Origin of the sequence: Campylobacter concisus, from assembly GCF_050447485.1 — a bacterium.
Classification (GTDB): domain Bacteria; phylum Campylobacterota; class Campylobacteria; order Campylobacterales; family Campylobacteraceae; genus Campylobacter_A; species Campylobacter_A concisus_BQ.
The window spans coordinates 48,681-72,835 of record NZ_JALMFY010000001.1 but is presented as its reverse complement, the minus strand read 5'-3'; the positions used below and the strand labels follow the sequence as shown (position 1 = coordinate 72,835).

At 40.3% G+C, this 24,155-nt stretch carries 23 protein-coding genes and 1 pseudogene; 2 read left to right on the top strand and 22 right to left on the bottom strand.

What is annotated here, in order from left to right; genetic code table 11:
* Positions 1-2 precede the first annotated feature (2 nt).
* Genes MTT29_RS00370 through MTT29_RS00345 form a run of 6 tightly spaced genes read right to left on the bottom strand, consistent with a single transcriptional unit; the run spans position 3 to position 5,231 of the window.
* On the bottom strand, positions 3-932 hold the full coding sequence (locus tag MTT29_RS00370; protein WP_103569329.1) for an aspartate carbamoyltransferase catalytic subunit: 930 nt from the start codon (positions 930-932) through the stop codon (positions 3-5).
* Positions 933-949: 17 nt separating this feature from the next.
* On the bottom strand, positions 950-1,360 hold the full coding sequence (locus tag MTT29_RS00365) for a tetratricopeptide repeat protein (protein WP_429799417.1): 411 nt from the start codon (positions 1,358-1,360) through the stop codon (positions 950-952).
* A 9-nt stretch (positions 1,361-1,369) separates the two neighbouring features.
* The gene (locus MTT29_RS00360; protein WP_002942640.1) at positions 1,370-1,597 is read right to left on the bottom strand and encodes a hypothetical protein; all 228 of its coding nucleotides are present in this window, start codon (positions 1,595-1,597) and stop codon (positions 1,370-1,372) included.
* Positions 1,594-2,619 (bottom strand): DHH family phosphoesterase, encoded by a 1,026-nt coding sequence (locus tag MTT29_RS00355; protein WP_429799416.1) that lies wholly within the window; start codon positions 2,617-2,619, stop codon positions 1,594-1,596. Before MTT29_RS00355 ends, MTT29_RS00360 begins: the two co-directional genes overlap by 4 nt.
* A 9-nt stretch (positions 2,620-2,628) precedes the next feature.
* Entirely contained in the window at positions 2,629-4,824 is a 2,196-nt protein-coding gene (flhA, locus tag MTT29_RS00350) for a flagellar biosynthesis protein FlhA (RefSeq protein WP_429799415.1), read from the bottom strand.
* Between the two features lie 2 nt (positions 4,825-4,826).
* Positions 4,827-5,231 carry an Rrf2 family transcriptional regulator gene (locus MTT29_RS00345; RefSeq protein WP_107790896.1) on the bottom strand — a complete coding sequence of 135 codons (405 nt, stop codon included), beginning with the start codon at positions 5,229-5,231 and terminating at the stop codon, positions 4,827-4,829.
* Positions 5,232-5,377: 146 nt separating this feature from the next.
* On the opposite strand from MTT29_RS00345, the gene rpsO reads away from it, so the two are divergent.
* Positions 5,378-5,650 (top strand): 30S ribosomal protein S15, encoded by a 273-nt coding sequence (gene rpsO / locus MTT29_RS00340; protein WP_004317763.1) that lies wholly within the window; start codon positions 5,378-5,380, stop codon positions 5,648-5,650.
* Positions 5,651-6,006: 356 nt separating this feature from the next.
* Complete coding sequence (fdhF, locus tag MTT29_RS00335) at positions 6,007-8,283, top strand: formate dehydrogenase subunit alpha (RefSeq protein WP_103569325.1); 2,277 nt, start codon at positions 6,007-6,009, stop codon at positions 8,281-8,283.
* 27 nt (positions 8,284-8,310) lie between these two features.
* Here the strand turns inward: fdhF and MTT29_RS00330 are convergent, their stop codons facing one another.
* The 16 genes and pseudogenes from MTT29_RS00330 to MTT29_RS00255 form a co-directional block, all read right to left on the bottom strand.
* Positions 8,311-9,513 (bottom strand): DUF2628 domain-containing protein, encoded by a 1,203-nt coding sequence (locus MTT29_RS00330; protein WP_103647692.1) that lies wholly within the window; start codon positions 9,511-9,513, stop codon positions 8,311-8,313.
* Positions 9,514-9,533: 20 nt separating this feature from the next.
* Positions 9,534-10,244: a hypothetical protein gene (locus MTT29_RS00325; RefSeq protein ID WP_103636777.1), complete on the bottom strand. Its 711-nt coding sequence runs from the start codon at positions 10,242-10,244 to the stop codon at positions 9,534-9,536.
* A 12-nt stretch (positions 10,245-10,256) separates the two neighbouring features.
* Complete coding sequence (locus MTT29_RS00320) at positions 10,257-11,174, bottom strand: DUF2628 domain-containing protein (RefSeq protein ID WP_149708805.1); 918 nt, start codon at positions 11,172-11,174, stop codon at positions 10,257-10,259.
* Positions 11,175-11,183: 9 nt separating this feature from the next.
* Positions 11,184-11,825: a hypothetical protein gene (locus tag MTT29_RS00315; RefSeq protein WP_429799414.1), complete on the bottom strand. Its 642-nt coding sequence runs from the start codon at positions 11,823-11,825 to the stop codon at positions 11,184-11,186.
* A 106-nt stretch (positions 11,826-11,931) separates the two neighbouring features.
* A complete protein-coding gene (gene cmoA / locus MTT29_RS00310; RefSeq protein WP_429799413.1) occupies positions 11,932-12,636 on the bottom strand; it encodes a carboxy-S-adenosyl-L-methionine synthase CmoA in 705 nt (234 codons plus the stop codon).
* Entirely contained in the window at positions 12,633-13,526 is an 894-nt protein-coding gene (locus MTT29_RS00305; protein ID WP_002939474.1) for a bifunctional riboflavin kinase/FAD synthetase, read from the bottom strand. The genes cmoA and MTT29_RS00305 overlap by 4 nt, the downstream gene beginning before the upstream one ends.
* The gene (tlyA, locus tag MTT29_RS00300) at positions 13,492-14,205 is read right to left on the bottom strand and encodes a 23S rRNA (cytidine-2'-O)-methyltransferase TlyA (RefSeq protein ID WP_429799412.1); all 714 of its coding nucleotides are present in this window, start codon (positions 14,203-14,205) and stop codon (positions 13,492-13,494) included. The genes MTT29_RS00305 and tlyA overlap by 35 nt, the downstream gene beginning before the upstream one ends.
* Positions 14,195-16,138, bottom strand: coding sequence for an NAD-dependent DNA ligase LigA (gene ligA / locus MTT29_RS00295; RefSeq protein ID WP_429799411.1), 1,944 nt, complete (start codon positions 16,136-16,138; stop codon positions 14,195-14,197). Before ligA ends, tlyA begins: the two co-directional genes overlap by 11 nt.
* A gap of 41 nt (positions 16,139-16,179) precedes the next feature.
* On the bottom strand, positions 16,180-17,040 hold the full coding sequence (locus MTT29_RS00290) for an NADAR family protein (protein WP_429799410.1): 861 nt from the start codon (positions 17,038-17,040) through the stop codon (positions 16,180-16,182).
* Positions 17,041-17,071: 31 nt separating this feature from the next.
* On the bottom strand, positions 17,072-18,211 hold the full coding sequence (gene folP, locus MTT29_RS00285; RefSeq protein WP_429799409.1) for a dihydropteroate synthase: 1,140 nt from the start codon (positions 18,209-18,211) through the stop codon (positions 17,072-17,074).
* Positions 18,208-18,828 carry a DNA polymerase III subunit delta' gene (locus MTT29_RS00280; protein ID WP_103635330.1) on the bottom strand — a complete coding sequence of 207 codons (621 nt, stop codon included), beginning with the start codon at positions 18,826-18,828 and terminating at the stop codon, positions 18,208-18,210. The genes folP and MTT29_RS00280 overlap by 4 nt, the downstream gene beginning before the upstream one ends.
* The gene (locus MTT29_RS00275) at positions 18,829-19,368 is read right to left on the bottom strand and encodes a HobA family DNA replication regulator (protein ID WP_429799408.1); all 540 of its coding nucleotides are present in this window, start codon (positions 19,366-19,368) and stop codon (positions 18,829-18,831) included.
* Positions 19,368-20,567 (bottom strand): aspartate kinase, encoded by a 1,200-nt coding sequence (locus MTT29_RS00270; protein WP_002939482.1) that lies wholly within the window; start codon positions 20,565-20,567, stop codon positions 19,368-19,370. The genes MTT29_RS00275 and MTT29_RS00270 overlap by 1 nt, the downstream gene beginning before the upstream one ends.
* Positions 20,567-21,031 carry an RNA pyrophosphohydrolase gene (locus tag MTT29_RS00265; protein ID WP_012140061.1) on the bottom strand — a complete coding sequence of 155 codons (465 nt, stop codon included), beginning with the start codon at positions 21,029-21,031 and terminating at the stop codon, positions 20,567-20,569. Before MTT29_RS00265 ends, MTT29_RS00270 begins: the two co-directional genes overlap by 1 nt.
* A gap of 66 nt (positions 21,032-21,097) precedes the next feature.
* A complete protein-coding gene (locus MTT29_RS00260; protein ID WP_429799407.1) occupies positions 21,098-22,189 on the bottom strand; it encodes a PepSY-associated TM helix domain-containing protein in 1,092 nt (363 codons plus the stop codon).
* A 1-nt stretch (position 22,190) separates the two neighbouring features.
* Positions 22,191-24,148: pseudogene (locus MTT29_RS00255) on the bottom strand (TonB-dependent receptor domain-containing protein).
* Positions 24,149-24,155: the final 7 nt, after the last annotated feature.

Genomic DNA, 24,155 nt, shown 5'->3' with positions numbered 1-24,155 from the left:
CGTTAGCCCCTATTTTTTGCAAGCGTATTTAGTATCGCCATTCTTATCGCAACGCCGTTTTCTACTTGGTTAAGCACCACTGAGTGTGTGCCATCAGCCACGTCTGAGTTTAACTCCACGCCCCTATTTATCGGTCCTGGGTGCAGCACGATCGCATCAGGCTTTGCTAGCTTTATCCTATTTTTATTTAGTCCAAAAAATTTCGAGTACTCCCTCGAGCTTGGAAATGCCACGTCCGCACCGCCACGCTCTAGCTGGATGCGAAGCATGATGATGACGTCACTACCCTCGCAAGCCTCCTCCATATTTTTGCAAATTTGAGACTCAAATACCTCAGCGTCTTTTGGCATCATCATCCTTGGCGCAAAGAGCTTTAAATTTATGCCAAATTTCTTCATCGCCCAGATGTCAGACCTTGCCACGCGGCTTCTAGCGATGTCGCCGATGATCGCCACGTTTAGGTTTTTATCCAAAATTTTACCATGCTCTCTTAGCGTGAAAAGATCAAGCAGAGCTTGGCTTGGGTGCTCATTTGTGCCGTCTCCTGCATTTACAACGCTAGCCTCTGTCCTATCAGCTGCAAATTTCGCCGCTCCAGAGCTTGGATGACGAAGCACGATGATGTCAGTTCTCATAGCAGCCATGTTATTCATCGTGTCATTTAGGCTCTCGCCCTTTGTCACGCTCGAGCTTGATGAGCTAAAATTTATCGTATCAGCCCCAAGCCTCTTTGCCGCGATCTCAAAGGATGTTCTAGTTCTTGTCGAGTTTTCATAAAATGCGTTGATCGTGGTCTTTCCACGAAGGTAGTCATTTTTTTTAACTTGGCTTAAATTTAGCTCCTTAAACTCTTTCGCCGCCTCTAGAAAATATAAAATTTCTTCCTTGCTAAGCTCTCTAGTTCCTATCAAATCTTTATGTTTGTAGCCCATTTTAAGCCCTTTTTGATCTATTTTGCTACAAAGTCACAAGCTGGTTTGTAGCCGTTATCGCAAGCTTTTTTAAACAAAGCTTTTGCCTTCTCTTCGCTTTTTGCTTCATTGTCGTCTTTGTCTTTTATAAGGCCATAAGCTGTCATTTCGCCTAGTTTTTCGCAGGCCATGCCCTCATTTTCGTCGCACATTTTTGTAAAAATTTTCTCAGCCTGAGCTCTATCTTTTGCCACGCCGTCGCCGTTAAATAGCATGATCGCATTCATCGTGCAAGCTTTTTTCTCGCCCTCACCGCAAGCTTTGTTAAACGCAAGATAGGCCTCGTTAAAATTTTTCTTTGCATAAAGCTCATTTGCCTTGTCTAAATTTTCATTTGCCATAGCATTTAACGCAAAAAGTGCCACTGCAAAAACTAAAATTTTCTTCATATTTTCTCCTTATTTAAATAACTTTGGATGGTGTTTTTTCATATATTCAACTATCTCTATGACCTCGTCGCTACCGCTAGCGTCAGAGTTTTCTAACGCATCGTCGATGCACTCAACATAGAGATTTGCCGCCTCTTCAAGCTTATCTTTTTTTACGCCAGCATAGTAAAACATCGCCTCAAGCACCATGCTAAGCTCGTAGCTAAGCTCCTCTACGCTTACCTCTTCTTCTTTCATATCTCCTCCTGTGTTTTTTTAGTTATTAGATCAACTATCTGCGCCTTGATCGGCTCATAGCTAAAGCCATCTTTGAAATTTGCAAACAAGCCGCCGCTAGCATTGACGTGTCCGCCGCCGCCAACTAAGTGCTTAGCCATGGCGCTAACGTCAAGCTTGCCATTTGCACGAAAGCTTAGCGTCTTTTTATTTGTCACGTCGATAAAGAAGTCAAATTCAGGATTTGCCACTAAAAAGTCGTTGCCGATAACCGAAACATTGCCGACATTGTAGGTTAAAATTCCTTTATGATCTTTATAGCTTATGCTAAATTTCTCTTTATTTTCACTAAGTTTTTTTACGACGTAGTTTGAGATTAGATTGCTTAGCGTATCGTCCTTGTCCTCTTTGAAAAATGACTTTTTAATGGCATGCACCTGCATATCAAGGCCGATATAGTCGTTTTTCTCGTTAAAAAATTTGCTCGCTTCTTTTAAGATATGATCCATATAGAGGTTGTTTTCAGCTTCAAACATCACCTTATTTATCTCTTTGGCGTTTGCCACAAGCCCCAAACAGACCTTGCCCATCTCGAAATTTTTATCATCTTTTAGCCAGATATCCACGGCATTTACGACGTCACTAAAAATTTCAAGCTCTTTGTTTTTACCAAAAATGCCTGCAAAAAAGTCGTATGTTATCTTCGTAGCGCACCTTGAACTATCCAAAAAGTACCAAGGGTAGCTACTCGCACACTCAGCACCACTTTGGTGATGATCTAGCAAAAATAGCTTTATATTTTTACCATCTATCATCTCCTCAAAGCTCTCGCACTGAGCTAGGCTTAAATTTAGATCAGTGATCAAGATAACGTTTTTATCATCGTTTGAGGCATCTATCTCAGATAAAATTTGAGCAAATTTATCATCTATCTCTCTGCCGTAGTTTGAGTTTAGAAATTTCACATCTTTGAAGTAAAAATTTGTTATGTATTGTGCGCCGTATCCGTCAAGATCGGTGTGTGAGAGGTGATAAATTTTCATCGTTTTCCTTTATAAATTTTCTATTTCTATGACGCCAACCGTTTCAAATGGCGTATTTGCCGAGATCTCAGCAAAGCTTAGCACCACTATGTCGATGGCAAAATTTGCGCAGATATTTGCTATAAATTTGCGCAAGCTTGGCTCCACGCAAAGCACCATCTCTCCGTGCTGGCTCATCGGCCGCTTCTCTTTTTCACGCCTAAGTGCTTGCACGATAGATGATGTCTGTGCTACGTTTATCATCAAGTGATATGCGCCGTCTTTATACTGCACCGCATCCATGAGCTTTTGCTGCGCGGCGGTGTCTAGGATGTAGAAATTTAGCTGCCCCTTTTCATCTACATAAAGCGAAGTGATGACGCGTGAAAGCGCTGCACGCACGTGCTCGATGATCATGTCTAAATTTTTACTAACCTCGGCGATGTCGCTGATGGCTTCAAGTATGCTAAGTAGGTCTTTGATCGGGATATTGTCTTTAAGCAGCGTTTTTAAGACCTTTTGGATTAAATTTATAGGCGCGATCCTTAGCGTATCCTCGACCACGACTGGGTAGTCGATCTTTAGTTTGTCTAGTAAATTTTGCGTCTCTTGGCGAGTTAGAAGCTCGGCTGCATTTTGCTTGATGAGCTCACTCATATGCGTTGAGATGACGCTTGCAGGATCAACTATCGTGTAGCCGCTAAGTATGGCGTCCTCTTTGACGCTAGCATCGATCCAAAGAGCGTCCAGCCCAAAAGCTGGCTCTTTTGTCGGAATACCCTCGATATCTTCGCTCACTAGTCCGCTATCCATCGCTAAAAATTTATCCGCATAAATTTCTCCCTGACCGATCACAATGCCTTTTAGCTTGAAGCGGTACTCGTTTGGTGGTAGCTGAAGGTTGTCGCGGATCCTTATCTTTGGCATCAAAAAGCCAAGACTTGAAGCGATATTTCGCCTCATAGCGCGAATTCTCTCTATTAGATCCACGTCAGCTAGCTTTAGTAGGCCATATCCTAGGTCAAGCTCTAAAATTTCAAGCTTTAAGATATCATTTATCTTTGTCTCTTCTTCTCTTGCGATCTCTTCGTCGCTCTTCTTTGGAGTTTTAGCAGCCCCGCCACTTGCAGCTACTGCCCCTGCCCCACTTGGCGCAGCGCCGCCAGCTTTTTTGCCAGATGCTTTTTCTTTTGGCGCAAGGTTTAAATTTAGCCCGCCATCTTTGGTCTGCTTGATGATGTAGCCAAGCCCTAAAAATAGCAGCGCTATAAAGCCAAGCGAAAGCGTCGGAAGTCCTGGAACAAGGGCAAACATAAATAGTATGAAACCCACTATCAGCAAGGTTTTATAGTCTCCTAATAGCTGATTTAGCGTGCCTTCTGCAAAGTCCTCGTCGTCTTTGCTAGCCCTTGTGATGATGATGGCGGTCGCTGTTGAAGTGATAAGTCCAGGTATCTGACTCACAAGGCCATCACCGATAGTTAGGATCGTATAATACTGAGCCGATGTCGCCATATCAAGGCCGTGTTGAAACGAGCCAATAGCAAAGCCGCCGATGATGTTTATGATAGTGATGATGATGCCGGCTACTGCGTCACCTTTTATAAATTTAGACGAACCATCCATCGCGCCGTAGAAATTTGCCTCACCGATGATGGCTTGACGTCTTTCGCGCGCTGTTTTTTCGTCTATTAGACCTGCGTTTAGGTCCGCATCTATCGCCATTTGCTTACCAGGCATCGCATCAAGTGTAAAACGCGCTTGCACCTCACTCACGCGGGTTGAACCCTTTGTTACGACCATGAAATTTATGAGCACCAAGATACAAAATACGATGGTGCCGATGACGAAGTTGCCACCAACGACGAAATTTCCAAAGCTTGAGATGATCTCACTGACCGCTTCTGGGCCGTTATGACCCTCGCTTAAGATCATACGCGTGGTTGCGATGTTTAGCGAGAGGCGAAATAGCGTGATGATGAGAATAAGCGTCGGAAACGTGCTAAGGTCAGTCGGTTTTGGCACGTAAATAGAGATCAAAATAATAAGCACAGAAATCGAGATCGAAAGTGCCAAGAAAAAGTCAAGCACCGCGCTTGGAAGCGGCACGATGATGATAGCAAGGATGGCAACGATGATGCCAACGATGCTAAGACTTTTAAATTTGACAATCGGCGCAAGAAACGGTGCGACAAGAGTCAAAATATTATTTTTTTGCTTTGCCAACTTTACTTCTTAACGATGTCACTTAGTTTGATCGCGTCAAGCATCTCGTCGATCTTGCCTTGAAGGCCGCTAAACATCGACCAAATTTGACAGCTTGAGGCTTTGTTTGACGGGCAACCAAGGGCTGAAGATGAGCACTCAAAGACGCTTAGCTCGCGCTTTTCGGCGCACTCTATTATCTTTTTTATACTTAAATTTTCAGGTTCGTCATTTAGTGCAAAACCGCCATTTGCTCCTTTAAATGACTTTAAAACTCCATCTTTTGCTAAATTTTGTAAAATTTTTGCCAGAAAGCTTTTTGAAATTTTAAGCTCATTTGAGATCGTATCGACATCAACTGGCGATGATTTTTGAGATATTAAAATAAGCGAAAGTAGAGCGTATTCGCTTGCCTTTGTAAAAAGCATTTATCTTCCTTAACTCTTTAAATAGCCCTAATTTTATAAAATTTTTACTGCATTTTTCATTAATTTTTAAAAAGCGCCGTTTTATCTAATTTTATGTTTTAAATGCTATAATCGCTCTTCCAAAATTCACCAATCAGGAGGTCATCATGGCTTTGGATTCGGCTAAAAAAGCTCAAATAGTTGCGAAATTCGCTAGAAAAGAGGGAGATACAGGCTCTCCAGAAGTTCAAATAGCTCTTTTAACAGCTAGAATAACTGAACTTACAGAACACCTTAAAATTTTCAAAAAAGACTTTTCATCACGTTTAGGTCTTTTGAAACTAGTTGGTCAAAGAAAAAGACTTTTAAAGTATCTTAAAAACAAAGACTACACTACATATTCAAAACTAATCTCTGAGCTTGGCTTAAGAGATAAATAATCCCACGGAGAGCGACCTGCTCTCCTTTTAAATTTCACTTTTTATCTTAAAATTTCTCTTTTTTTGTAGTTTAAATATCTTGCTACAAACTAAATTTAAATTTAATTTTTAATCTTTCAGCTTCTGTGTCAAATTTACACAATTTATTTCTTATTTGATAAATTTTAGAAATTCCTGCAAATTTAGCATATTTTTTAAATTCCTATATATTCGGCTTTTTAATTTTTATATAAAATATAACTTAAAATTAAAATTTATTTTTTAAATAAAGAATTTTTCATAAAAGATTAAGTTTCGCACTAGTAATATTACTCAAAATAAATATGCAGAAAATGCATAATTAGAAGGAGAAAGTGATGAAAGAAGGCAAAGTCATCTGTCCTTATTGCGGGACAGGCTGTCAAGTAACCTTGCACGTGGAAAACAACGTCGTTCGTGCCGCTACTGGCGTCGAAGACAATCCAGTCAATCAAGGAAATTTATGTTTAAAGGGCTTTTATGGCTGGGATTACGTTGCAAGTCCAGACAGACTTACAAAGCCGCTTATTAGAAAGAAAAATGGAGTCTTTTCAAAGGATGGTGAATTTGAAGAGGCCAGCTGGGACGAGGCGCTTGATCTTGTCGTAGAAAAGATGAAAGAGGCAAAAGAGAAATACGGCCCTGACTCACTAGCAGGAAACTTCTCAGCACGCTGTACATTAGAGGACAACTACGTCGCTCAAAAGCTAATGCGCGCTGTAATAGGTACAAATAACGTCGATCACTGCGCTAGAATTTGACACGCTCCGACAGTAGCAGGACTTGCTAAAACAATCGGAAACGGAGCTGCCACAAATAGCTTTACAGAGATTGGCACTTATAGTAACTGTATATTAATGATAGGTTCAAACCCAGAAAATGGCCACCCAATCGCAGCTATGCACATCCAAAGAGCGCTAAACCGCGGTGCAAAACTGATCGTTATCGACCCTATCAAGACTGAGTTTGCAAGTAGAGCCGACATCCACTTGCAGCTAGAGCCTGAGCACAACATCCCAGTTATCAACGCACTTCTTTACACTATCATCGAAGAAGGCCTTGTAAATGAGGAATTTGTAAGAGATCACACAATAGGCATCGAGTACGTTAAAGAAGCTGTAAAAGACTATGCCCCAGAGGTTGTAGCTAAATACACAAGGCTAAATCCAGAGGATATCAGAGCAGCTGCAAGAATGTATGCAACAACAAAACCAGCCGTCATCACTCACGGCATGGGCGTAACTCACTTCAACCACGGCGTTGGCGGAGTTTGCGATGTATCAAATTTATTCTTGATAACTGGCAATATCTGCGAGCTTGGCACAGGCGACTTGCCGCTTAGAGGTCAAGAGAACGTTCAAGGCTGCTGCGATATGGGCGTTTTACCAAACATATTCCCAAATCTTGGCTCAGTTACCGACCCAGAGCAAAGAGCTTGGTTTGAGAAAATTTGGCACCTTGAGCCTGGGTTTTTAAACTCAAAGATAGGTATCCATAAAACTGAAGTACCTGATGCGATCCTTGATGGCAGAGTGCATTTCTTCTGGACTATCGGTGAAAACCCAGTCATCTCTGAGCCAAATACAAACCACTTCTTAAAAGGCATCGCAAATGTCGATTTCTACGTGGTTCAAGATCTATTTTTAACTGAGACTTCACTAAAAGCTGACGTCGTTCTCCCTGGCGTTGCAAGTAGTGAAAAAGAGGGTCTTTACACAAACGCAGAGCGCCGTGTCCAGCACAACGAAGCAGTCATCACACCTCCAGGTGATGCTAGACAAGACTGGTGGATCGTTTGTGAGATCGCACGTCGTTTGGGCGCAACTGAGGGCTTTAACTTCAACTCACCAGAAGAAATTTGGGAAGAAGTTAGAAAATGCGACCCTAGACGCTACGGCGGCATGAGCTACTATAGGCTTAAAAAATATCACGGACTTCACTGGCCATGCCCAACTGAAGATGATATGGGTGGTCAAAGCCTCTATCTTGATAAAAAATTCTTTACGCCTGATGGTAAAGGTCGCTTTGTACCATGCCTATTTGTGGATAAAGCTGATGAGATCGAGAGCGCAAAACTTGAGTTTGCTAAGAAGATGAATATGTCGCCTGAGTATCCTATCATGGCTGGTTCAGTCGATGAGAAGACTGACGCTGAGTATCCGATACAGCTTTTAACTACAAGAAAAGTTTATCAATACACAGTTGGCACCATGACAAGACGCTCACGTGCTATCGAAGAAGGTGGCGACAGCATCGGACCTATCGCTGAGATGAGCCCAGCGCTTGCAGAAAGATACGGACTAAAACAAGGCGACTTTATCAAAGCTTGGAGTAGATACGGCTACATCGTCGTAAAAGCTGAAGTAACTGACATCGTGCCTGATGGCATCATCCAGATGACTTTCCACTACTGGGAGAGCTCTTGCAACGAGCTAACAAGCAGCGGTTGGGACTACATCAGTAAGACTCCGACATTTAAAGCAGCTATCCAGATCAAAAAGATCGATGAAGAGGAATTTTTACGAGTTCGCGAGCTAAAACGCGAGAAATTCCAAACTTCAAAGATCATCTACGATGACTTCCACCACCACGGAAATGCAGCGATAAATGAGTAAATTTAGCGGGAGCTATCCCGCTAAATTTTAATTTTGAGTTGCAAATTTAGATACTATATTTTTGATCTCAACATTATTTTTAAGATCATCGCATCTATGATCTTTATCATATTGATAGCCCATTGTTAAAGCACCGTCATATGGTGAAAAATAAACATAAATACAATTTCTATTATTATAGTAAATACTCTTTGTATCTTCACCGCTACCCTCTGTATCCACTAGTTCGTCCGTAAGTCTTGCCTTTGAAAATTGACTGATTTTTGTTATGGATTTATCATTTACAGCTTTATACTTATCGTAATCGCCTACAAGCAATCTTAAAGTTTCTAAGACATTCTCTGGCGTAGAGTGATTTTTTGCACGAAGCGACATAGGTTCAAAACCATTTTCATCCATAAGTATATCTAGCGCATGACCAGAAGACAATACATCAGTTATAAAACCGCTGCAGTCTGGATCTTTTTGGTTTAATCCGCCTCTCCACTTACCACCTCTAGAAGAGACGATTAATCTCATGCACAATTTTTTGTTGTTATTATAGAAATCATAAACGGTACCTTCTGCACCAACATCTGTAGGTTTATTTAATGGCTCTGACGTCATCATATCTAGTTCATCCATATAGCCATTTTTATCATAAAATTTAAGAGCATCTTGTAATATTTTTCCAAGATTTGGTGCATTATTAGTGGTTTTAAAATTCTTTGTTGCCTCATCAAAGAAATACTCTGCCATCTCCTGTCTTGCATCATCATTTGAACCAGCACTCTTTATCATAAAAAATAAAATTGCTGATATAGCTAAGCTCAATACAATAGGTATTATAACCGTTATAATCCATATAGCTATCACATTTTTTCCGCCAAACTGCACTAGTGCTGAATCATCCCCTAGATCAAGATATTTTTCAAAGCGCTTAATAACATAATACTTGAAATACATAGGCAAGACAATCATTGTAATAGGTAAAAATATGCTAAGCAAATAATAAATCACAGCTTTTGCATAAAGTTTACGATAAACAAGTGGCAAGAAATAGAAAAAGAAAGCATACCAAGACCAAGTTGGTGTTGATTTTAACATCATCTTTCCACCACTTAAGAAAAATTTTTCAGCAGCTTGTGCATAAATTTCTACTTTTAATGCGTCATTTGTTTTTAGGTATAACCCCAATTTTTCACGCAGCAATTTTGGATCACTAAAGACCGACTTTGAATACTCTGTCATATTATCTCCTTAAAATAAGATTATTCTTTTGGCTTATATTTTTCAAAAATTCTCTCATACCACTCATCTATCGCAAATTCTTTGCAACTGGTAGACTTACGATCATTAAAGATAACGTCTAATCGTTTTTGTTTCGGATAAAAGTCTATTAAAATACATTCAGCAAAGCCCCATAAAGAGCGAGTATCGACATCTGGATTTGGTTTTAAAACAGGACGCTTATCTATCCTAATATTTGTAATTTCATCTAAGTTAGATACTACCCTAGAGCTCTTCTTGTATTTTTCAAAATCATTGATAATGATCTGCAAAATTTGATTTAATGGCTGTTTATACCTAGTTCTTGACGCATATCTTAAACAATACCCTTCTCCTTTAAAAGCTTCATAGTATTCATCAATATCATCTAAGTCTTCATCAAATTCTTTACAAACATCAAAATGTTTATTAACAACCTCGCCCGAAAATTCGCCATCTACTTTTGAAAATGAAAATTGAGCACAATTTACACCCTTATAAAATATTTTGTATCTATCATCTCCATATTCGTCTTTCCCAGCATATTCGGTTTTTATTTTTGTCATTTTCGAAAATTCATCAAATTTTCCATTAACTACATAATAGTTGCTAACATCATCAAGCATTTGCTTTATTGCCTTAATATGCATCTTTTCTCCAGATGCATAAAGATTGTAAATACAAAATACAAAAATTAATAAAATCTTCTTCATACTGTCTCCGTTTTAAAATTTAAAAGTCATATCGCCGTCATAGGTCTTTATATCTACTTGAAGTGGTTTGCAACGCAGACTATATTTTAAAGATTCGCCAAATTTTAATGTCCTATCTACTGACACACTTAGACAATTGCCTTTATTTACAGAAACACTGATCACTTTTACACTATCAACATTTGAAGTAATAGCAAGCTCTTGAGTTTTTACTACACTATTTCCTACTACCGCAACCCCTGGCAAAAACTCAACAATAAACATGTTGCTACGAGCACTACCGCCTCCAAATGCCCTATTGACCTCATTTTCCCAGTCATTTGCCAGCTTATCCAAAAAACCTGGTTCATTATCTTCTTTTGGTGCTTCTTTTTGCATAAGCGCATTTTCTAATTCGTTATCAGAATTTACACTACTATTTGGTAATAAAGAACCGCCTAGTGCAACGCTAATAACAAATAGTAAAATTCCACCTACGATATTTAATGAACCTTTATTTATCAGCAACTGGTCGTTTTGCATATCTAAAAATTTTTCAAATCGCTTAATTACAAGATAGTTAGCGCTCATACCTATTATAACAGGCACAAAAAGTAGCAAGATACCACTTATTACACTCTCTATTTTTCCAATCTCGCCAGGTAATCCTGGATAGATAAAATTTAGAATAATATTAGGCATAAATATAAAAGGAATCACCAAAAAACCAAGAAAATACATTCGTCTGCAAAGTAAAAAAAGTGGTGAAAAAATAAAAGCAAACCAGTTCCATGTTGAATCGAATTTTAAAAAAGCTTTACCGCCTTTTGCAAAAAACATCTGCGATAACAATAAGTACTTATTTGCTGCATCAATACTACCAAAATACATAATTAATTTTTTATGTAAAAGGTCACTATCCTCAAAAATCTTTTTTGAATACTCTGTCATTCTTTTCCTTTAAAAAGATATATTAATAATTTGTTTTAAAATCTCAATCGGAGTTATATTATTGTTTTTTAAAAATTTCATCACTTTCTGACATGTGGTGAGTGAACTATATAATGCATCATTTTGAATTGTTTTTTCTTTTAGGTATTTTTGAAAGACTTTTTTAAAATTATCTTCTCCAACAAGACGATTGAGTAGTTTTAAAAAAACGTTTATCTTTATTTTTAAAATTTCATTATTAAAACTAAAGTCAGCATAAGAACCCAACTTTTTGATCTCATTTACAAGCTCTCTTTTTTCTACAGGATTCTCTACAGAAATTTTTATCTCACCAATGTTTTCATCAAAATTTACATCGAGTGTATCGCAAATCCTAAGCATTATTTTTTTTAAGATGTCTTTGTTGCTTTGACCATACCTCAAATGCGCATTTAAAGTTAGATTCTTTACCTTTGTTTCGCTTATTTTTAAAAAATTTGATATTTCGTAGTTTGATGAAATTTCAAAATGTTTTGAAAGTAGATGAAATATAAGAATTTCCGTTTCGCTTTTGCTCATAGAGCCAAAGCTACCAGACATATAGTGTTCTAAAAATTCTTTACTAAAACTTTGATCAGCTTTATTTATAATGTTTTGTAGTGTTAGCTCCATAAAAAATATCCTTATTTTTTATGTGTAACTATATATATATATATATATATATATATATATGATTTAGCTTAAATTTACAAAAATAACCACTTTTTAAATGAAAATTTTACTTAAATGCAATAAAGCTCATGAAATTTCCCCATTTAAATGTGCTCTCGACACGCTTAAAGCCAGCATTTAGGGCTAAGTTTCTATTTTCTTCTTCAGTGTATGGCACCAGCACATTTTCAAGCGCCTCCCTTTTTTGGGCGATCTCGTAGCGTGAGTAGCCTTGCGCCTGCTTGTAGTCCTCGTAAATTTCTATGACGCTTTTAGTAAGCTTTTTATCTTCAAAAATGATCTTTTCACTAAACAAAAAGACGCCATTTTCATTTAGTCCGTTATAAATTTTTTGCACCAGATCAGCCCTTTTTGGCGGTCTGATAAACTGCAATGTGTAGTTTGCCAAAACAGCGTCAAAGCCCTCTAGCTCGCAATCTAAAATGTCGTCTAAAACAAATTCAATATCAGCCCCATAAGCTTTTGCCTTGTTTTTAGCATTTGCAAGCATCGCCTCAGAGTTATCCACGCCGCTTAGCACTAGGTCGTTTCTAAGGTTGTTTAGCAAAAGCAGGCTGTTTGCCGTCGAGCAGCCAAGGTCGCACACTTTTGCTGATTTTGGCAAAATTTTAGCAAGCAACTTTGCGTTTAAATTTGAGCTCACGTCGTAAAACGGCACCGAGCGCGAGATCATATCATCAAAAACGCTCGCCACAAAGTCATCAAATTCAAACTGCTTGTTTATAGGCTCTTTAAAAATTTCATCTCTCATATACCAGCTCCATATCCGTCAAAGTATCTCATCGTCTCTCCAAAAAAGAGATCGCACACGCCCACGCACTGCCTAGCCTCGTTTATATCACGTTTTATCTGCTCTTTTAGCTCGCTAAGATTATTAAATTTTTTATTATCGCGCAAACGTTTTATGAAGCAAACGGCAACATGCTTCGTCACTTTTGGCGCGACCTCGTCTAAGATGTGCGTCTCGACGCTAAAATTTCCATCCGTGCTAAGCCTATTACCTATAAAAGTGACCGAGCCATAGGTGTATGAGCCCATCCTCGTTCTTGTCGCATAGACGCCCTCGCGCGGCAAAAGATAGCTTTTTATATCTAAATTTAGCGTAGCAACCAGCTCTTTTGCGCCGATGCCCTGCCCTTTTATCACGTTGCCCTCAATCGAGTACTCCCTGCCTATCAGCCTGTTTGCCTCATCGATGTTGCCTTGGCGTATCAGCTCTCTAATTGATGAGCTATGCACACCCATGCCGTCATAGCAAACCTCATCAACGACGACCACCTCGCCATCAAAAATCCTTTTCAGATCGTGCTTGTCCCACGCTCTGTTTCTGCCAAATCTAAAATCAAATCCAACAACGATCTTTTTTAAATTTTTAAAATCCCTCTTTAAAAGTGCGATAAATTCCTCGCCACTAAGCCCTTTTATACTCTCAAAATCATACAAGAAGCAAGGATAGTTTGAGTACTCGGCTCGCTTTAGCTTTGGCGTGATGTTGGCTTTGTTTTTGTCGATGACGACAAGTCCGCCAAACTCGCCAAGCTGTTTTAGAAGCTGCTTGTGCCCCCTATGCACGCCGTCAAAGTGCCCGATCGCAACGGCAGTGATGTTATCTTTTGTTAAAAGCGTAGAAAAATTCGGCATTTCCTTCCTTTCCCTTGACCTCACACTCTTTGCAAGCTATCAGTTCAAATTTCAAGCTACTTGCTAGCACTTCAAAGCGCTTCATCGCTAAATTTACGGCCTTAGCGTCGGTGACAACGCCTTTTTTGTTGCGTTTTACGCCAACGCCCACTTCAAACTGCGGTTTAAAAAGCGTGATGATGAGCGAATTCTCGCTTGCAAGCTCGCAAATGGCTGGCAAAATTTCAGCCAAAGAGATAAAGCTCACGTCGCAGGTTATGATGTTAAATTCATTTTTATGCGTTTTAGCAAACACCCTGACGTCAGTTTTTTCATAAATTTTCACCCGCTCATCGCCTCTTAGGCTGGCGTCCAGCTGATCAGTGCCCACATCGACGCCAGTCACGCTCTTTACGCCACGCTCAAGTAAAATTTGCATAAAGCCACCAGTTGAGCTGCCGATATCAAGTGCGTTTTTGCCGGCTAGATCAAATTTCATAGCCTCCAAAAAGCTTTTTAGTTTCAAAGCGCCTCGCCCAACGTAAATTTCATCAAGCAGCGAGATTTTAGCCTCGCTAACCTCGCTTGAAACCTTGGTGCAAATTTCGCCATTTGCAAGCACCTTGCCAGATTTTATAAGCTCGCTCGCCTTATTTCTACTTATGTTTAAAACGCTTGCGACGTAGTTATCAAACCTCAAGTTTTAGCCTCTCATATTCGCTCTCATCGATCACCAGCACGCCTAGCTCGTTTGCTTTTTCTAGCTTACTGCCAGCCTCCTCGCCAGCTAGGACGAAGTCCGTTTTTTTAGAAACTGAGCCAGAAACCTTTGCACCAAAGCTCTCAAGCTCCGCCTTTATCTCATCTCTTGGGCGACTTAGCGTGCCGGTTATAACGACCGTTTTGCCACTTAGCGCGTTTGAGATGCTCTGCGCCTGCGTCACGCTTGGCTGCACGATCTGACTAAGAGCTAAAATTTCATCTCTATTTACCTCAGCAAAGTCGGTTAAACTATTTGCCATCTCCGCGCCAAAACCTTCAAGTGAGGTTAGCTCCTCAAAGCTAGCATCAAGCCAGCCTAGTCCAAAGCTACTTGCTAGCTTTTTAGCCGCCACTTCGCCGATGTGCTCGCAGCCAAGACCCGTGATAAAGCGCGATAGCTCCGCACCTTTGCTAGCCTCAATGGCATTTAAAAGGTTATTTACCTTTTTCTCTTTAAAGCCTTCAAGCGCCATGAGATCATCAAATTTAAGGGCGTAGATATCTTTTATGCAAGCGATCAGCCCCTTGTCAAATAGCAAATTTACGATCGCGTCGCCAAGGCCGTCTATGTTTAGGCACTTTTTCGATGCGTAGTGAATTATTGAGCCCACCACTCTTGCCTTGCAGCTTAAATTTTGACACTTTACAAAGACCCCTTCATCAAGCAGGTGCGAGCCACAAACTGGGCAAAATTTAGGCCTATCAATCGCTTGCTCGCTGCCATCTCGCCTATCTTTAAAGACCTTTGTGATCTTTGGTATCACATCTCCTGAGCGGATGATGCCGATGTAGTCGTTTTTCATGACGCCAAGGCGCTCTATCTCGTCAAAGTTATGAAGGGTGGCTGATTTTACATTTGCGCCATCTATATTTATCTCATCAAGCACACCAACAGGCGTTACTACGCCGCTTCTGCCAACTTGAAGTGCGACATCTCTTAGCCTAGTCACCTTTTCAATGGCTGGAAATTTAAACGCCACCATAAATTTTGGAAATTTGACCGTGTAGCCCAGCTGCTCACAGCGCGCAAGGTCATTTACACGTATCACCATGCCATCCATCATCACGCTCTTTGCCTCGCGGCTGGCTAGTAGCTCGTTGTATGCAGCCTCAAGCTCATCTTTTTTTAAAATTTTGAAAAATTCATCCCTCTCAAAGCCAAGATCTCGCACAAATTTCATCACCTCGCTGTGATCTTTTAGCCCAAGGCTCTGCTCGCCCACGCCCCAAGGTATGAAAAGTAGCTTTCTTTTTGCAGTAACCGCGCTATCGAGCTGCCTAAGGCTTCCAGCGGCTGCATTTCTAGGGTTTGAAAGTGGCGCCTCACCATTTTTTGCGCGCTCTGCGTTTAGTAGCTCAAAGTCATCTTTTCTTATGACAACTTCGCCACGAATTTCAATGAGCCATTTGTAGTTAATGCTCTTTAAAACAGAATTTATCGTCCTTGCATTTTGCGTCACATCTTCGCCTGTAACGCCGTCGCCTCTGGTTATCGCCCTAACTAAAATGCCATTTTCGTAGAGTAAATTTAGGCTCGCTCCGTCAAATTTTGGCTCAGCAACAAAGGTTAAGTTCTCTTTATCGCCACGCTTTAGCCACGCATCAAGCTCGCCAAGACTAAAGATATCCTCCATGCTCCACATGCGCTTTATGTGGCTTGCCTTGCTAAAGCCCTCTTTTACGCTCCCACCCACTCGCTTAGTCGGCGAAAATAGCGAAATTTCACTTGGATTTGCCCTCTCATATTCAAGCACCGCATGATATAGCGCATCATACTCCTCGTCGCTTGCAAGTGGTTCGTCCTCGTCGTAGTAGGCCTTAGCCCACGCATTTAGCGTATCTACCGCTTTTTCATACTCTTGTTTTGTCATTTTTGCTCCAAATTTACACCGCATTTTATCTTAAACATACTTTATAAATGATCCAAATTTAGCTCTCTAGCGTCACATAAATGGACATTTTTATAGACCTTTGCTATCTCGTCTCTCGCCCTCATCAGCGCAAAGCCAAGTAAATTTTGCCCTCGCCACCTCATAGGATTTTGCGCATTTTCATCGCTTGCACTCATGCCTATACCCCAAATTTTATCAACTGGGCTCGCCTCAACTAAAATTTTGCTCCCAGTTTGAAGTAAAAAGTCTCGCAAAAGGGCATTTTGGCTAAATTTTAGATAGCTAGCATTTAGCACGACGCCAAATTTGACCTCGTCCCAGACCTTAGCATCAAAGCCTCGCACCTGCCTGCCAAGCGCCTTCATCTGCGCTGGATCTTTGGCGGATAAAATTTGCTCTAAAGCCTCTTTATCACCAAAGCACTCAGCCTTTTTAGCCATCATATATTGCTCGGCGCAAATGTATTTAGTTTCATCTTCCCAAAAGATAGAGCTATACCACTGACTAAGACAGCTTGCACTTATGCCTGCACTCTTTTGATGACCCCAAAATAGAAGAAATTTATCCGACTTACCAGCGTTGTAGCGCTTTTTAAGCCACTTTAACTCATATCTAGGCTCATGCTCCCAAAGATCGGTGACAAATTCATCTTTGATAAAAAGCGTGCTTTCATCAGAGCCTAGTCTCTCATCCCAGTAGCCACGCCACGTCGCAGGCTCAGCAAAGAGCTGCTGGTATTGACGCTGCTTATCTTGGCTCAGTGTTTTTAGCCAGTCATTAAATTTAAACTTATAATCCTCGCCAGCGCCCATCCTCCAGCCGATGGAAAATGGATCCATACTTGGAAATTTAATCCAAGGTGGCGGAAGTAAATTTCTCATCTGGCCTCTTTTATCAAAATTTAGCCTCGTCCTACCAAAGCGTGGCTTGGCTCATCGCCTCGTGCATATTAAAAAGCTGCTTGTGCTCGGCTACATCGTGCGTTCTTATGATTTGCGCGCCGTTTTCAAAGGCTTTTAGATGCAGGTAAAGTGAGCCTGGTAAGCGGTCTTTGACCTCGCTTGGATAATAGTGATTTATAACTGATTTGCGGCTAGCACCGACTAGCAATGGGCAGCCAAATTTCAAAAAATGCTCCAAATGTTTAATAAGCAACAAATTTTGCTCAGCCGTCTTACCAAAGCCGATGCCAACATCAAGCACTATCTTTTTAGCGCCAAGCTCCCTTGCTAGGGCTATCTTTTGCTCAAAAAAGTCTGAAATTTCGCCGATTAGGTCATTATACTTTGGTGCGATCTGCATGGTGGCAGGGTCGCCTTGCATGTGCATCATACAAAACTGGGCGTCGTATCTTGCAGCAAGCGGGGCTAAATTTACATTTGCCGTGATGTCATTTATCATCTTAAAGCCGTGATTTAGCGCAAATTCTAAGCAATAAGGATCAAAGCTATCAAGGCTAAATTTCGCCTTTTCGTGTAAATTTAACCTATAAATTTCCTCCACGATATCTTTTATGCGCCTAAACTCCTCCTCGCGGCCGCAATACTCGCTCCCTGGCCTTGAGCTAACGCCGCCAAGATCGATGTAGTAGGCGCCTGCTTCTATCATGGCTTCTATTTTTGCTATGCCATTTTGCGTATTTATGCGGCTTTGCTCGTTAAAACTATCTTTATTTATATTTGCAACGCCCATTATAAGAGGCTTTGTGGGCTTTATAAATTTAGTTTCTAAAAAGACGGCAAGCTTTTTAAGCCCAAAGTCTTGTAGCTTCTCTTTTTTAGCTAACTGCCTAAGCTGCGCATTTGTCGCCATTAGCAAGGCTTTGTTTAGGCTCTCGCGACCTAAAATCGTATCATTATGCGTCACCAGCTCGGCGCCGACACTTAGGGCGTCTTGTTTTAGGATATTTGCCGCTGGGGTCTTTATCTCCTCAATAAAAATAAAATTTATCTCGCTCTTTTCACGCATGAGTTTCGCACCAGCCGGGCTTGGTGAGACGGCCTTGCAAATTTCATTAAAGTCGCTTTTGTTATTTATCTTATAAAATTTCAACGTCGTCCTTTCTCAAAGATAGTAAGCAAGAGTGGCGTCAAAATAGCGTGAGACTTGGCGTTTAGATCAGCAAGCTTGATAAGTGAGAAAAAATACTCCATCTCCTCGCCGCTAAATTTATACCCACTATCAACCGCCTTTGTTACGATGGCTCCGACAAGCTCTTTTAGCTCGTTTTTGCCAAATTTTTGCGCCTGCTCCTCTGCTATCTTTTGATCGATAAAGCTTGTTAGCTCTTTTAGGCCAAGCGATTTTAAATTTAGATCAACACTCATTTTTGGCTTTTTGGTGAGCTTGTTTTCTATAAGCATCCTCGATCTTATCGTTGGCAGAAGTAAATTTTTACTCTGCGTTACTATTATAAATTTGATGTTTCTTGGGGGCTCTTCGATGATCTTTAAAAGTGCGTTTTGAGCCTCGGTGCGAAAAGACTTTGCCTCTATGACTAAAATTTTTTCATCTTTTTCGGCGATGTAAGCTTCGGCGATGACCTCTTTTGCATTTTCAAGCAAAAAATCATCACTTATAAAAAATCTTAGATTATTTACGCCAAACTCGGCTTCAAGCTTGGCTTTTAAATTTTCAAAATCGCTTGTTATGACGATTTTATTTAGCATTTAGAGCATCACCTTTGCAAAGAGCACGGCGTCTATGCTCTTGTCGAAAAGTTTATATAAATTTAGAAGTTTGATGTCTAAGTTTTCATCGCTTGAGCTTAGCGTGAAGCTGTTTTGCGCCTGCTCGTCAAAGAGCCACATATAGCTGTTTTCATCAGTCTTGGCTAAATTTACGCGCTTATCTATGCTCTTACCGATGTAAAAAAAGATGTAGCCATTTGGAAAGGCAAGACTTAGCATATCTTTTAAAAGCTGTTTTTGCTCGTTTGTCTCGATGCTGTCAAAGGCTGGATAGAGCGATCTTAGGCTAAAAAATGGCAAAAACGGACGCTCGCTTTTTGTGCGGTTGATATTTCTTAAAAGATAGTTTTCAAACCACTCTCGCTCATCGTCGCAGATGACTATAAAAGCCTTGCTATCAAGCAAAAATTTAAGCCTAGATGCGAGCAAAGGCGTCCATTCGACGCGCTTCTCCTCCATCCAGCTCATATATCTTTCGCTTCTTATAGTCTCAAGTGTCCATTGGATAAAATCTTGCATTATTTATCTAACTTATACGCATCGTGAAGCACGCGAACTGCCAGCTCGCCATATTTTTGATCGACGATCATTGAAATTTTTATCTCGCTTGTTGAGATCATCTGGATATTTATCCCCTCTTTTGCAAGCGTCTCAAATGCTAGACATGCTACGCCGCTGTGGCTCTTCATGCCCACGCCGATGACTGAGACTTTCACGATCGCATCGTCATACTCGACATGCTTTGCAGCTGAGAGCTTTTGCATAGTCTCTTTCGCTAGGTCAAGCTCGTTTTGTGGCACTGTAAAGCCTAAATTTGTCGTGCCGTCGTGTCCTACGTTTTGGATGATCATATCTACATTTATATTTTGATGAGCTAGAGCTGTGAAAATTTCAGCTGCGATGCCAGGCTTATCGACTACGCCTCTTAAAGTTACTCTTGCTTGATTTTTATCTAGTGCTATACCGCTTACTAAAACCGCTTCCATATTATCTTCCTTTGCTATTAATGTACCTTCGTTGTGGTTAAAACTGCTTCTTGTGATTAGTTTGACATTTAGTTTTTTTGCTAGCTCGACTGAGCGATTTTGAAGCACCTTTGCCCCAGCAGAGGCAAGCTCAAGCATCTCGTCATAGCTTATCTTTTCTAGCTTTTTTGCCTTTTTTTCTATCCTTGGATCAGTCGTATAAACGCCATCAACGTCGGTAAAAATTTCACACAGATCAGCTTCAAGCGCCCCTGCTAATGCAACCGCACTAAGGTCACTTCCGCCTCTGCCAAGTGTCGTGATATCGCCTTTGTCGTCTATGCCTTGAAAGCCTGCTACTACGACGATCCTGCCGGCTTTTAGCTCAGCTTTTAGCCTAGTGGTGTCTATCTTTTCTATCCTAGCTTTTGTGTGAATTTCATCTGTTATTATCCCGGCCATTGCGCCAGTTAGCCCTACGCACGCATATCCTTTTGCATTAAGTGCAATCGTCAAAAGTGCGGTGGTTACTTGCTCCCCAGAGCTTAAAAGCATATCAGTAGCAACGCCGTCTGGGTGCTTTGAGAAATACTCACTATATTCAACCAATTGATTTGTAACTCCACTCATCGCAGAAACTACCACAACCACGTCAGCGCCGCTGTTTTTAGTCTCTATGACTCTATTTGCCACAGCTTCGATGCGCTCAAGCGTGCCTACGCTAGTTCCGCCAAATTTTTGAACGATTAACATCAAAAATATCCTTTCTCTTTAAAATAACTCAAAACTTTGTCATAAATAGGCTTTTTGAAGTGATTTATCCCCTCTAAAGCCTTGTTGATATCTACAAATTTATACTCGCTAAACTCTGGATGCTCGGTCTTTAAATTTATGCTCGCACCATTTTTAAGCCTAACTAAAAAGTACTTTTGCGTCTGCCCATCATATGGGTAAAATCTCTTTGACGCATTTGCTGGAAAGTCGTAGCTAAGCCAATCAGGATACTCTTCCAAGAAGTCAAATTTATCAGTTCCGATCTCCTCTTTAAGCTCCCTTTTTAGTGCTTGTTTTGGACTTTCGCCTTCATCTATGCCACCTTGAGGAAACTGCCAGATATCGTCCATATCAACCCTTTTTGCGACTAAAATTTCGCATTTAAAAGGGTAAGAGCTAGACAAAATGACAGCTGCTACATTTGGTCTATATTTTTTTTGCATGTTTTTTCCAAAAAAATTTTATTTGAGATGATAACGAAAAAGAGTTAAGAGATAGATAAATAAGAGTTAGTTTTTACGCCGTTTGTAATAAATCACACCTCCGCTAAAAAGTAGCAAAACCACACCGCATGATGCTAGACAAAATATAAATTTACCAAGCTCACCAAAGATATATCCAGCGTGCAGATCAAGCATAAATTTATAAATTTCAAATGACTTTGGCATGGCATTTTTTGAAATTTGCTCGCTTTTAGTATCTACTAAAAGCCTAACGCCATCTCTCTCATTAGCTCCCTTTGGCAGGTAAAAGAGCATAAATTTGACGCCGCCGCTATTTGCTATAAAATTTAAAGCATCAAACTCGTCTCCAAATTTAGAAATGAAAATTTCATAAGCTTTTTTAAGGTTTGCCACCTTTTGCTCATCGCTTAAACTAAAGCCATTTTTGTTTGTAAAATTTGGCTTTTTAAAGACCTTCTCTTCGCCACAAATTTGATTTATAACCTTAGCAAAGCTCTCATAAGAAAAGTAAAGCCCACTAATGCAAATCACGCTTAAAACAGCGCCAAGATAGATACCCAAAAAGCCGTGTAGTGAGTATAAAAATGCAAATTTTCTTGCCTTTAAATTTAGCTTAAAAGCCTCCCCTACCCTGCTTCTAAATCTCCAAAAATATATCGTCGCACCGCTTATCAAGATAAAAAGCAGCGCAAGCGTAGAGAGCGCTACTAGCTCGCTTGCAAATTTACTCAAATTTTCATTTTTAAAAAGAGAGAGGGCTAAGTTTTTATGCAAATTTAAAACCAGCCCTATAAATTTCTCCGCGCTGTTTTTGCCTGAAATTTCTCCAGTGTAAGGATCAACGAAAAACGACTCAAACTCGCCATTTTCAGTGGTTCCGCTTATGACGTAAGCTTTGTTTGCCTCTGCTCTTATCTTTAGGTAGCTAAGATTAAAATTTGGCTCGCTCTTGCTAAAAATTTTTAAAATTTCATCTATCTCTAAAGGCTTTTTGCCAGCAACGACCTCATCTTTGCTAAAGATATCGATTATCTCATCGTGATACGAGATGATCGCTCCACTAATGCTAAGCACAAGAAGCGGCAAGGCAAAGATAAAAGCCAAGATAAGATGAAATTTTTTCAAAATTTTTATCATTTTAAAACTTTAGGTTAAACCCAAGCTCGATCTTTTGCCCGTCAGCTATCAAGATGTCGTATCTGCCAGATCTTGTCGTAAAGTACTCATTAAAGAGGTTATAAACGCTTAGATTTAGGCTGAAATTTTTAGTTACGTTGTAATTTATGCCAAGATCAGCGATCACGTAAGGTCTGATGTCATCATCGTAGCTAAGTGAGTCTTTGCTCCTGCCATAATAATTTATCTGAGACCAGAAATTTAGCCATCTGTTTAGCTCGTAGTTTGCTCCAAATTTAAATGTATGAAGCGGATAGTTGTTTAAACTTTTGCCTATCTCCGCTCCATCTTTTTGCTTTGATCTTGTATAGACGTAGCTTTGATTTAGCCTAAGAGCATTTGTGACTTGCCACTCATTTGTTAGTTCGACTCCGTAAATTTCAGCCTTGCCGACATTTACACTCTCCCAAATCCCACGGCGATAAATTTTACCTTTATGCGTGCAAGGGTTGCCAGGTCTTGGAGTGCAGATAAGCTTGGTGCCTAGCATATCTTTAAAGCTTGTGTAAAAGCCAGTTAGCGACGCTTCAAAGCCTTCATTGTCATTATAAACGCCGCCAAATTCATAGCTCACGCTTGTCTCTGGCTTGAGATCACTTCTTCCAAGCTGTGCTCCAAGTCCTCCAGCAAACGGCATAGCAAGATCTTGCGTGCGTTGCTTGATATCAGGCGTCGCATATCCTGTGCTAACTCCGCCTTTTAGGGCAAAAAAGTCATTTAAGTTATAGATACCATAAATTCTTGGTGAAACGTGCGAACCGTAGTTCTCATCGTAGTTGTAACGAACCCCAGCGCTTAAGATAAAGTCTTTTGTAAGGTGATAATCATCCTCGCCGTAAAGCGAAACGTCATATCTTTTTACATTTGCAGCATCTGCAGTGGTTGCCTTTTCATCAAGCTTTTCTTTTTTGGCGTTTAGCCCTAAAGTAAAGGCGTTGTTATCAGTAAAATATGAACCTTTTGTATCAAAATTTAGTGTTTTTAGCGTTAAATTTTGTTGTGCGATCTCTTTTATCTTGCCGTAAGAGAGGTAGCTTTGAAGCAAGATATCATCAAGCCTTGCTTCGTGGCTTAAATTTATCATATCGCCTTTTATGCGCTCAAGATCGACTGAGCTATTATTTGTGCCAGAGGCTAAAGTTTTGCCTTTGCTTCTTTTATACTTCACATCGCTTCTTGCAAGCTCAAGCGTGATGTCGTTGTTTTCATTTGGTCTAAAAAAGAGCTTCGTGCCAAAATTTCTATCCTTTTGCTCTCTGTTTGCGTATGAGATTTTATCCTCTGACTTGTTTAAATTTTTACCATAAACTGAGATACTTAAAATATCGTCTATTAGCCCAGAGTGCAGATAGAGGCTGTTATAAAACTCGCCGCTTATATTTTTATTTCTTGCAAATTTATAGCTTGAGCCAAGATTTGCATGAAAGTCGTTACTAAACTCATCTGTTATGATATTTATCACACCGCCCAACGCGTCACTGCCATAAAGTGAGCTCATAGGACCGCGTATAACTTCGATGCGGCTTATCGCACTTGCTGGAGGGATGAAGCTATATGAGCCTCCAACGCTTCTTAGACCTTTGTAAGCGTTATCTCCTGGCACTGGTATGCCATTTACTAAGATCTTTGTATATCTTTGCGAAGACCCCTTATGGAGATGCCTCGCCTATTTGCCGCACCAAGTGTCGCTCCAAAAAGGCTTGGCACGTCTTTGACCATGCTTTCAACGTCCTTGTGATTTCTCTTTTCTAGCGCATCTTGAGTGATGACGCTAAGCGTTGCAGGGGCGTCTTTTATGTTTTGCTCAAAGCCAGTTGCGCTCACTACTTTGACCTCTGGCAAGAGCTTATCTTCATTTGCAAAAAGCGGTAAATTTATAAAAACTGCCGCACAAACAGAAATTTTTAATAGACTTCTCACAAAAAAC

Coding starts and splice junctions, on each gene's coding strand:
- cmoA (WP_429799413.1), bottom strand. CDS start 12,636: ATGAGAGATGAAATTTTTAAAGAGCCTATAAACAAGCAGTTTGAATTT.
- rpsO (WP_004317763.1), top strand. CDS start 5,378: ATGGCTTTGGATTCGGCTAAAAAAGCTCAAATAGTTGCGAAATTCGCT.
- MTT29_RS00305 (WP_002939474.1), bottom strand. CDS start 13,526: ATGCCGAATTTTTCTACGCTTTTAACAAAAGATAACATCACTGCCGTT.
- MTT29_RS00315 (WP_429799414.1), bottom strand. CDS start 11,825: ATGGAGCTAACACTACAAAACATTATAAATAAAGCTGATCAAAGTTTT.
- MTT29_RS00345 (WP_107790896.1), bottom strand. CDS start 5,231: ATGCTTTTTACAAAGGCAAGCGAATACGCTCTACTTTCGCTTATTTTA.
- ligA (WP_429799411.1), bottom strand. CDS start 16,138: ATGACAAAACAAGAGTATGAAAAAGCGGTAGATACGCTAAATGCGTGG.
- MTT29_RS00270 (WP_002939482.1), bottom strand. CDS start 20,567: ATGTTAATCGTTCAAAAATTTGGCGGAACTAGCGTAGGCACGCTTGAG.
- MTT29_RS00370 (WP_103569329.1), bottom strand. CDS start 932: ATGGGCTACAAACATAAAGATTTGATAGGAACTAGAGAGCTTAGCAAG.
- MTT29_RS00290 (WP_429799410.1), bottom strand. CDS start 17,040: ATGAGAAATTTACTTCCGCCACCTTGGATTAAATTTCCAAGTATGGAT.
- MTT29_RS00325 (WP_103636777.1), bottom strand. CDS start 10,244: ATGAAGAAGATTTTATTAATTTTTGTATTTTGTATTTACAATCTTTAT.
- MTT29_RS00275 (WP_429799408.1), bottom strand. CDS start 19,368: ATGCAAGATTTTATCCAATGGACACTTGAGACTATAAGAAGCGAAAGA.
- MTT29_RS00320 (WP_149708805.1), bottom strand. CDS start 11,174: ATGACAGAGTATTCAAAAAAGATTTTTGAGGATAGTGACCTTTTACAT.
- MTT29_RS00280 (WP_103635330.1), bottom strand. CDS start 18,828: ATGCTAAATAAAATCGTCATAACAAGCGATTTTGAAAATTTAAAAGCC.
- MTT29_RS00365 (WP_429799417.1), bottom strand. CDS start 1,360: ATGAAGAAAATTTTAGTTTTTGCAGTGGCACTTTTTGCGTTAAATGCT.
- MTT29_RS00330 (WP_103647692.1), bottom strand. CDS start 9,513: ATGACAGAGTATTCAAAGTCGGTCTTTAGTGATCCAAAATTGCTGCGT.
- MTT29_RS00260 (WP_429799407.1), bottom strand. CDS start 22,189: ATGATAAAAATTTTGAAAAAATTTCATCTTATCTTGGCTTTTATCTTT.
- MTT29_RS00265 (WP_012140061.1), bottom strand. CDS start 21,031: ATGCAAAAAAAATATAGACCAAATGTAGCAGCTGTCATTTTGTCTAGC.
- MTT29_RS00355 (WP_429799416.1), bottom strand. CDS start 2,619: ATGAAAATTTATCACCTCTCACACACCGATCTTGACGGATACGGCGCA.
- MTT29_RS00360 (WP_002942640.1), bottom strand. CDS start 1,597: ATGAAAGAAGAAGAGGTAAGCGTAGAGGAGCTTAGCTACGAGCTTAGC.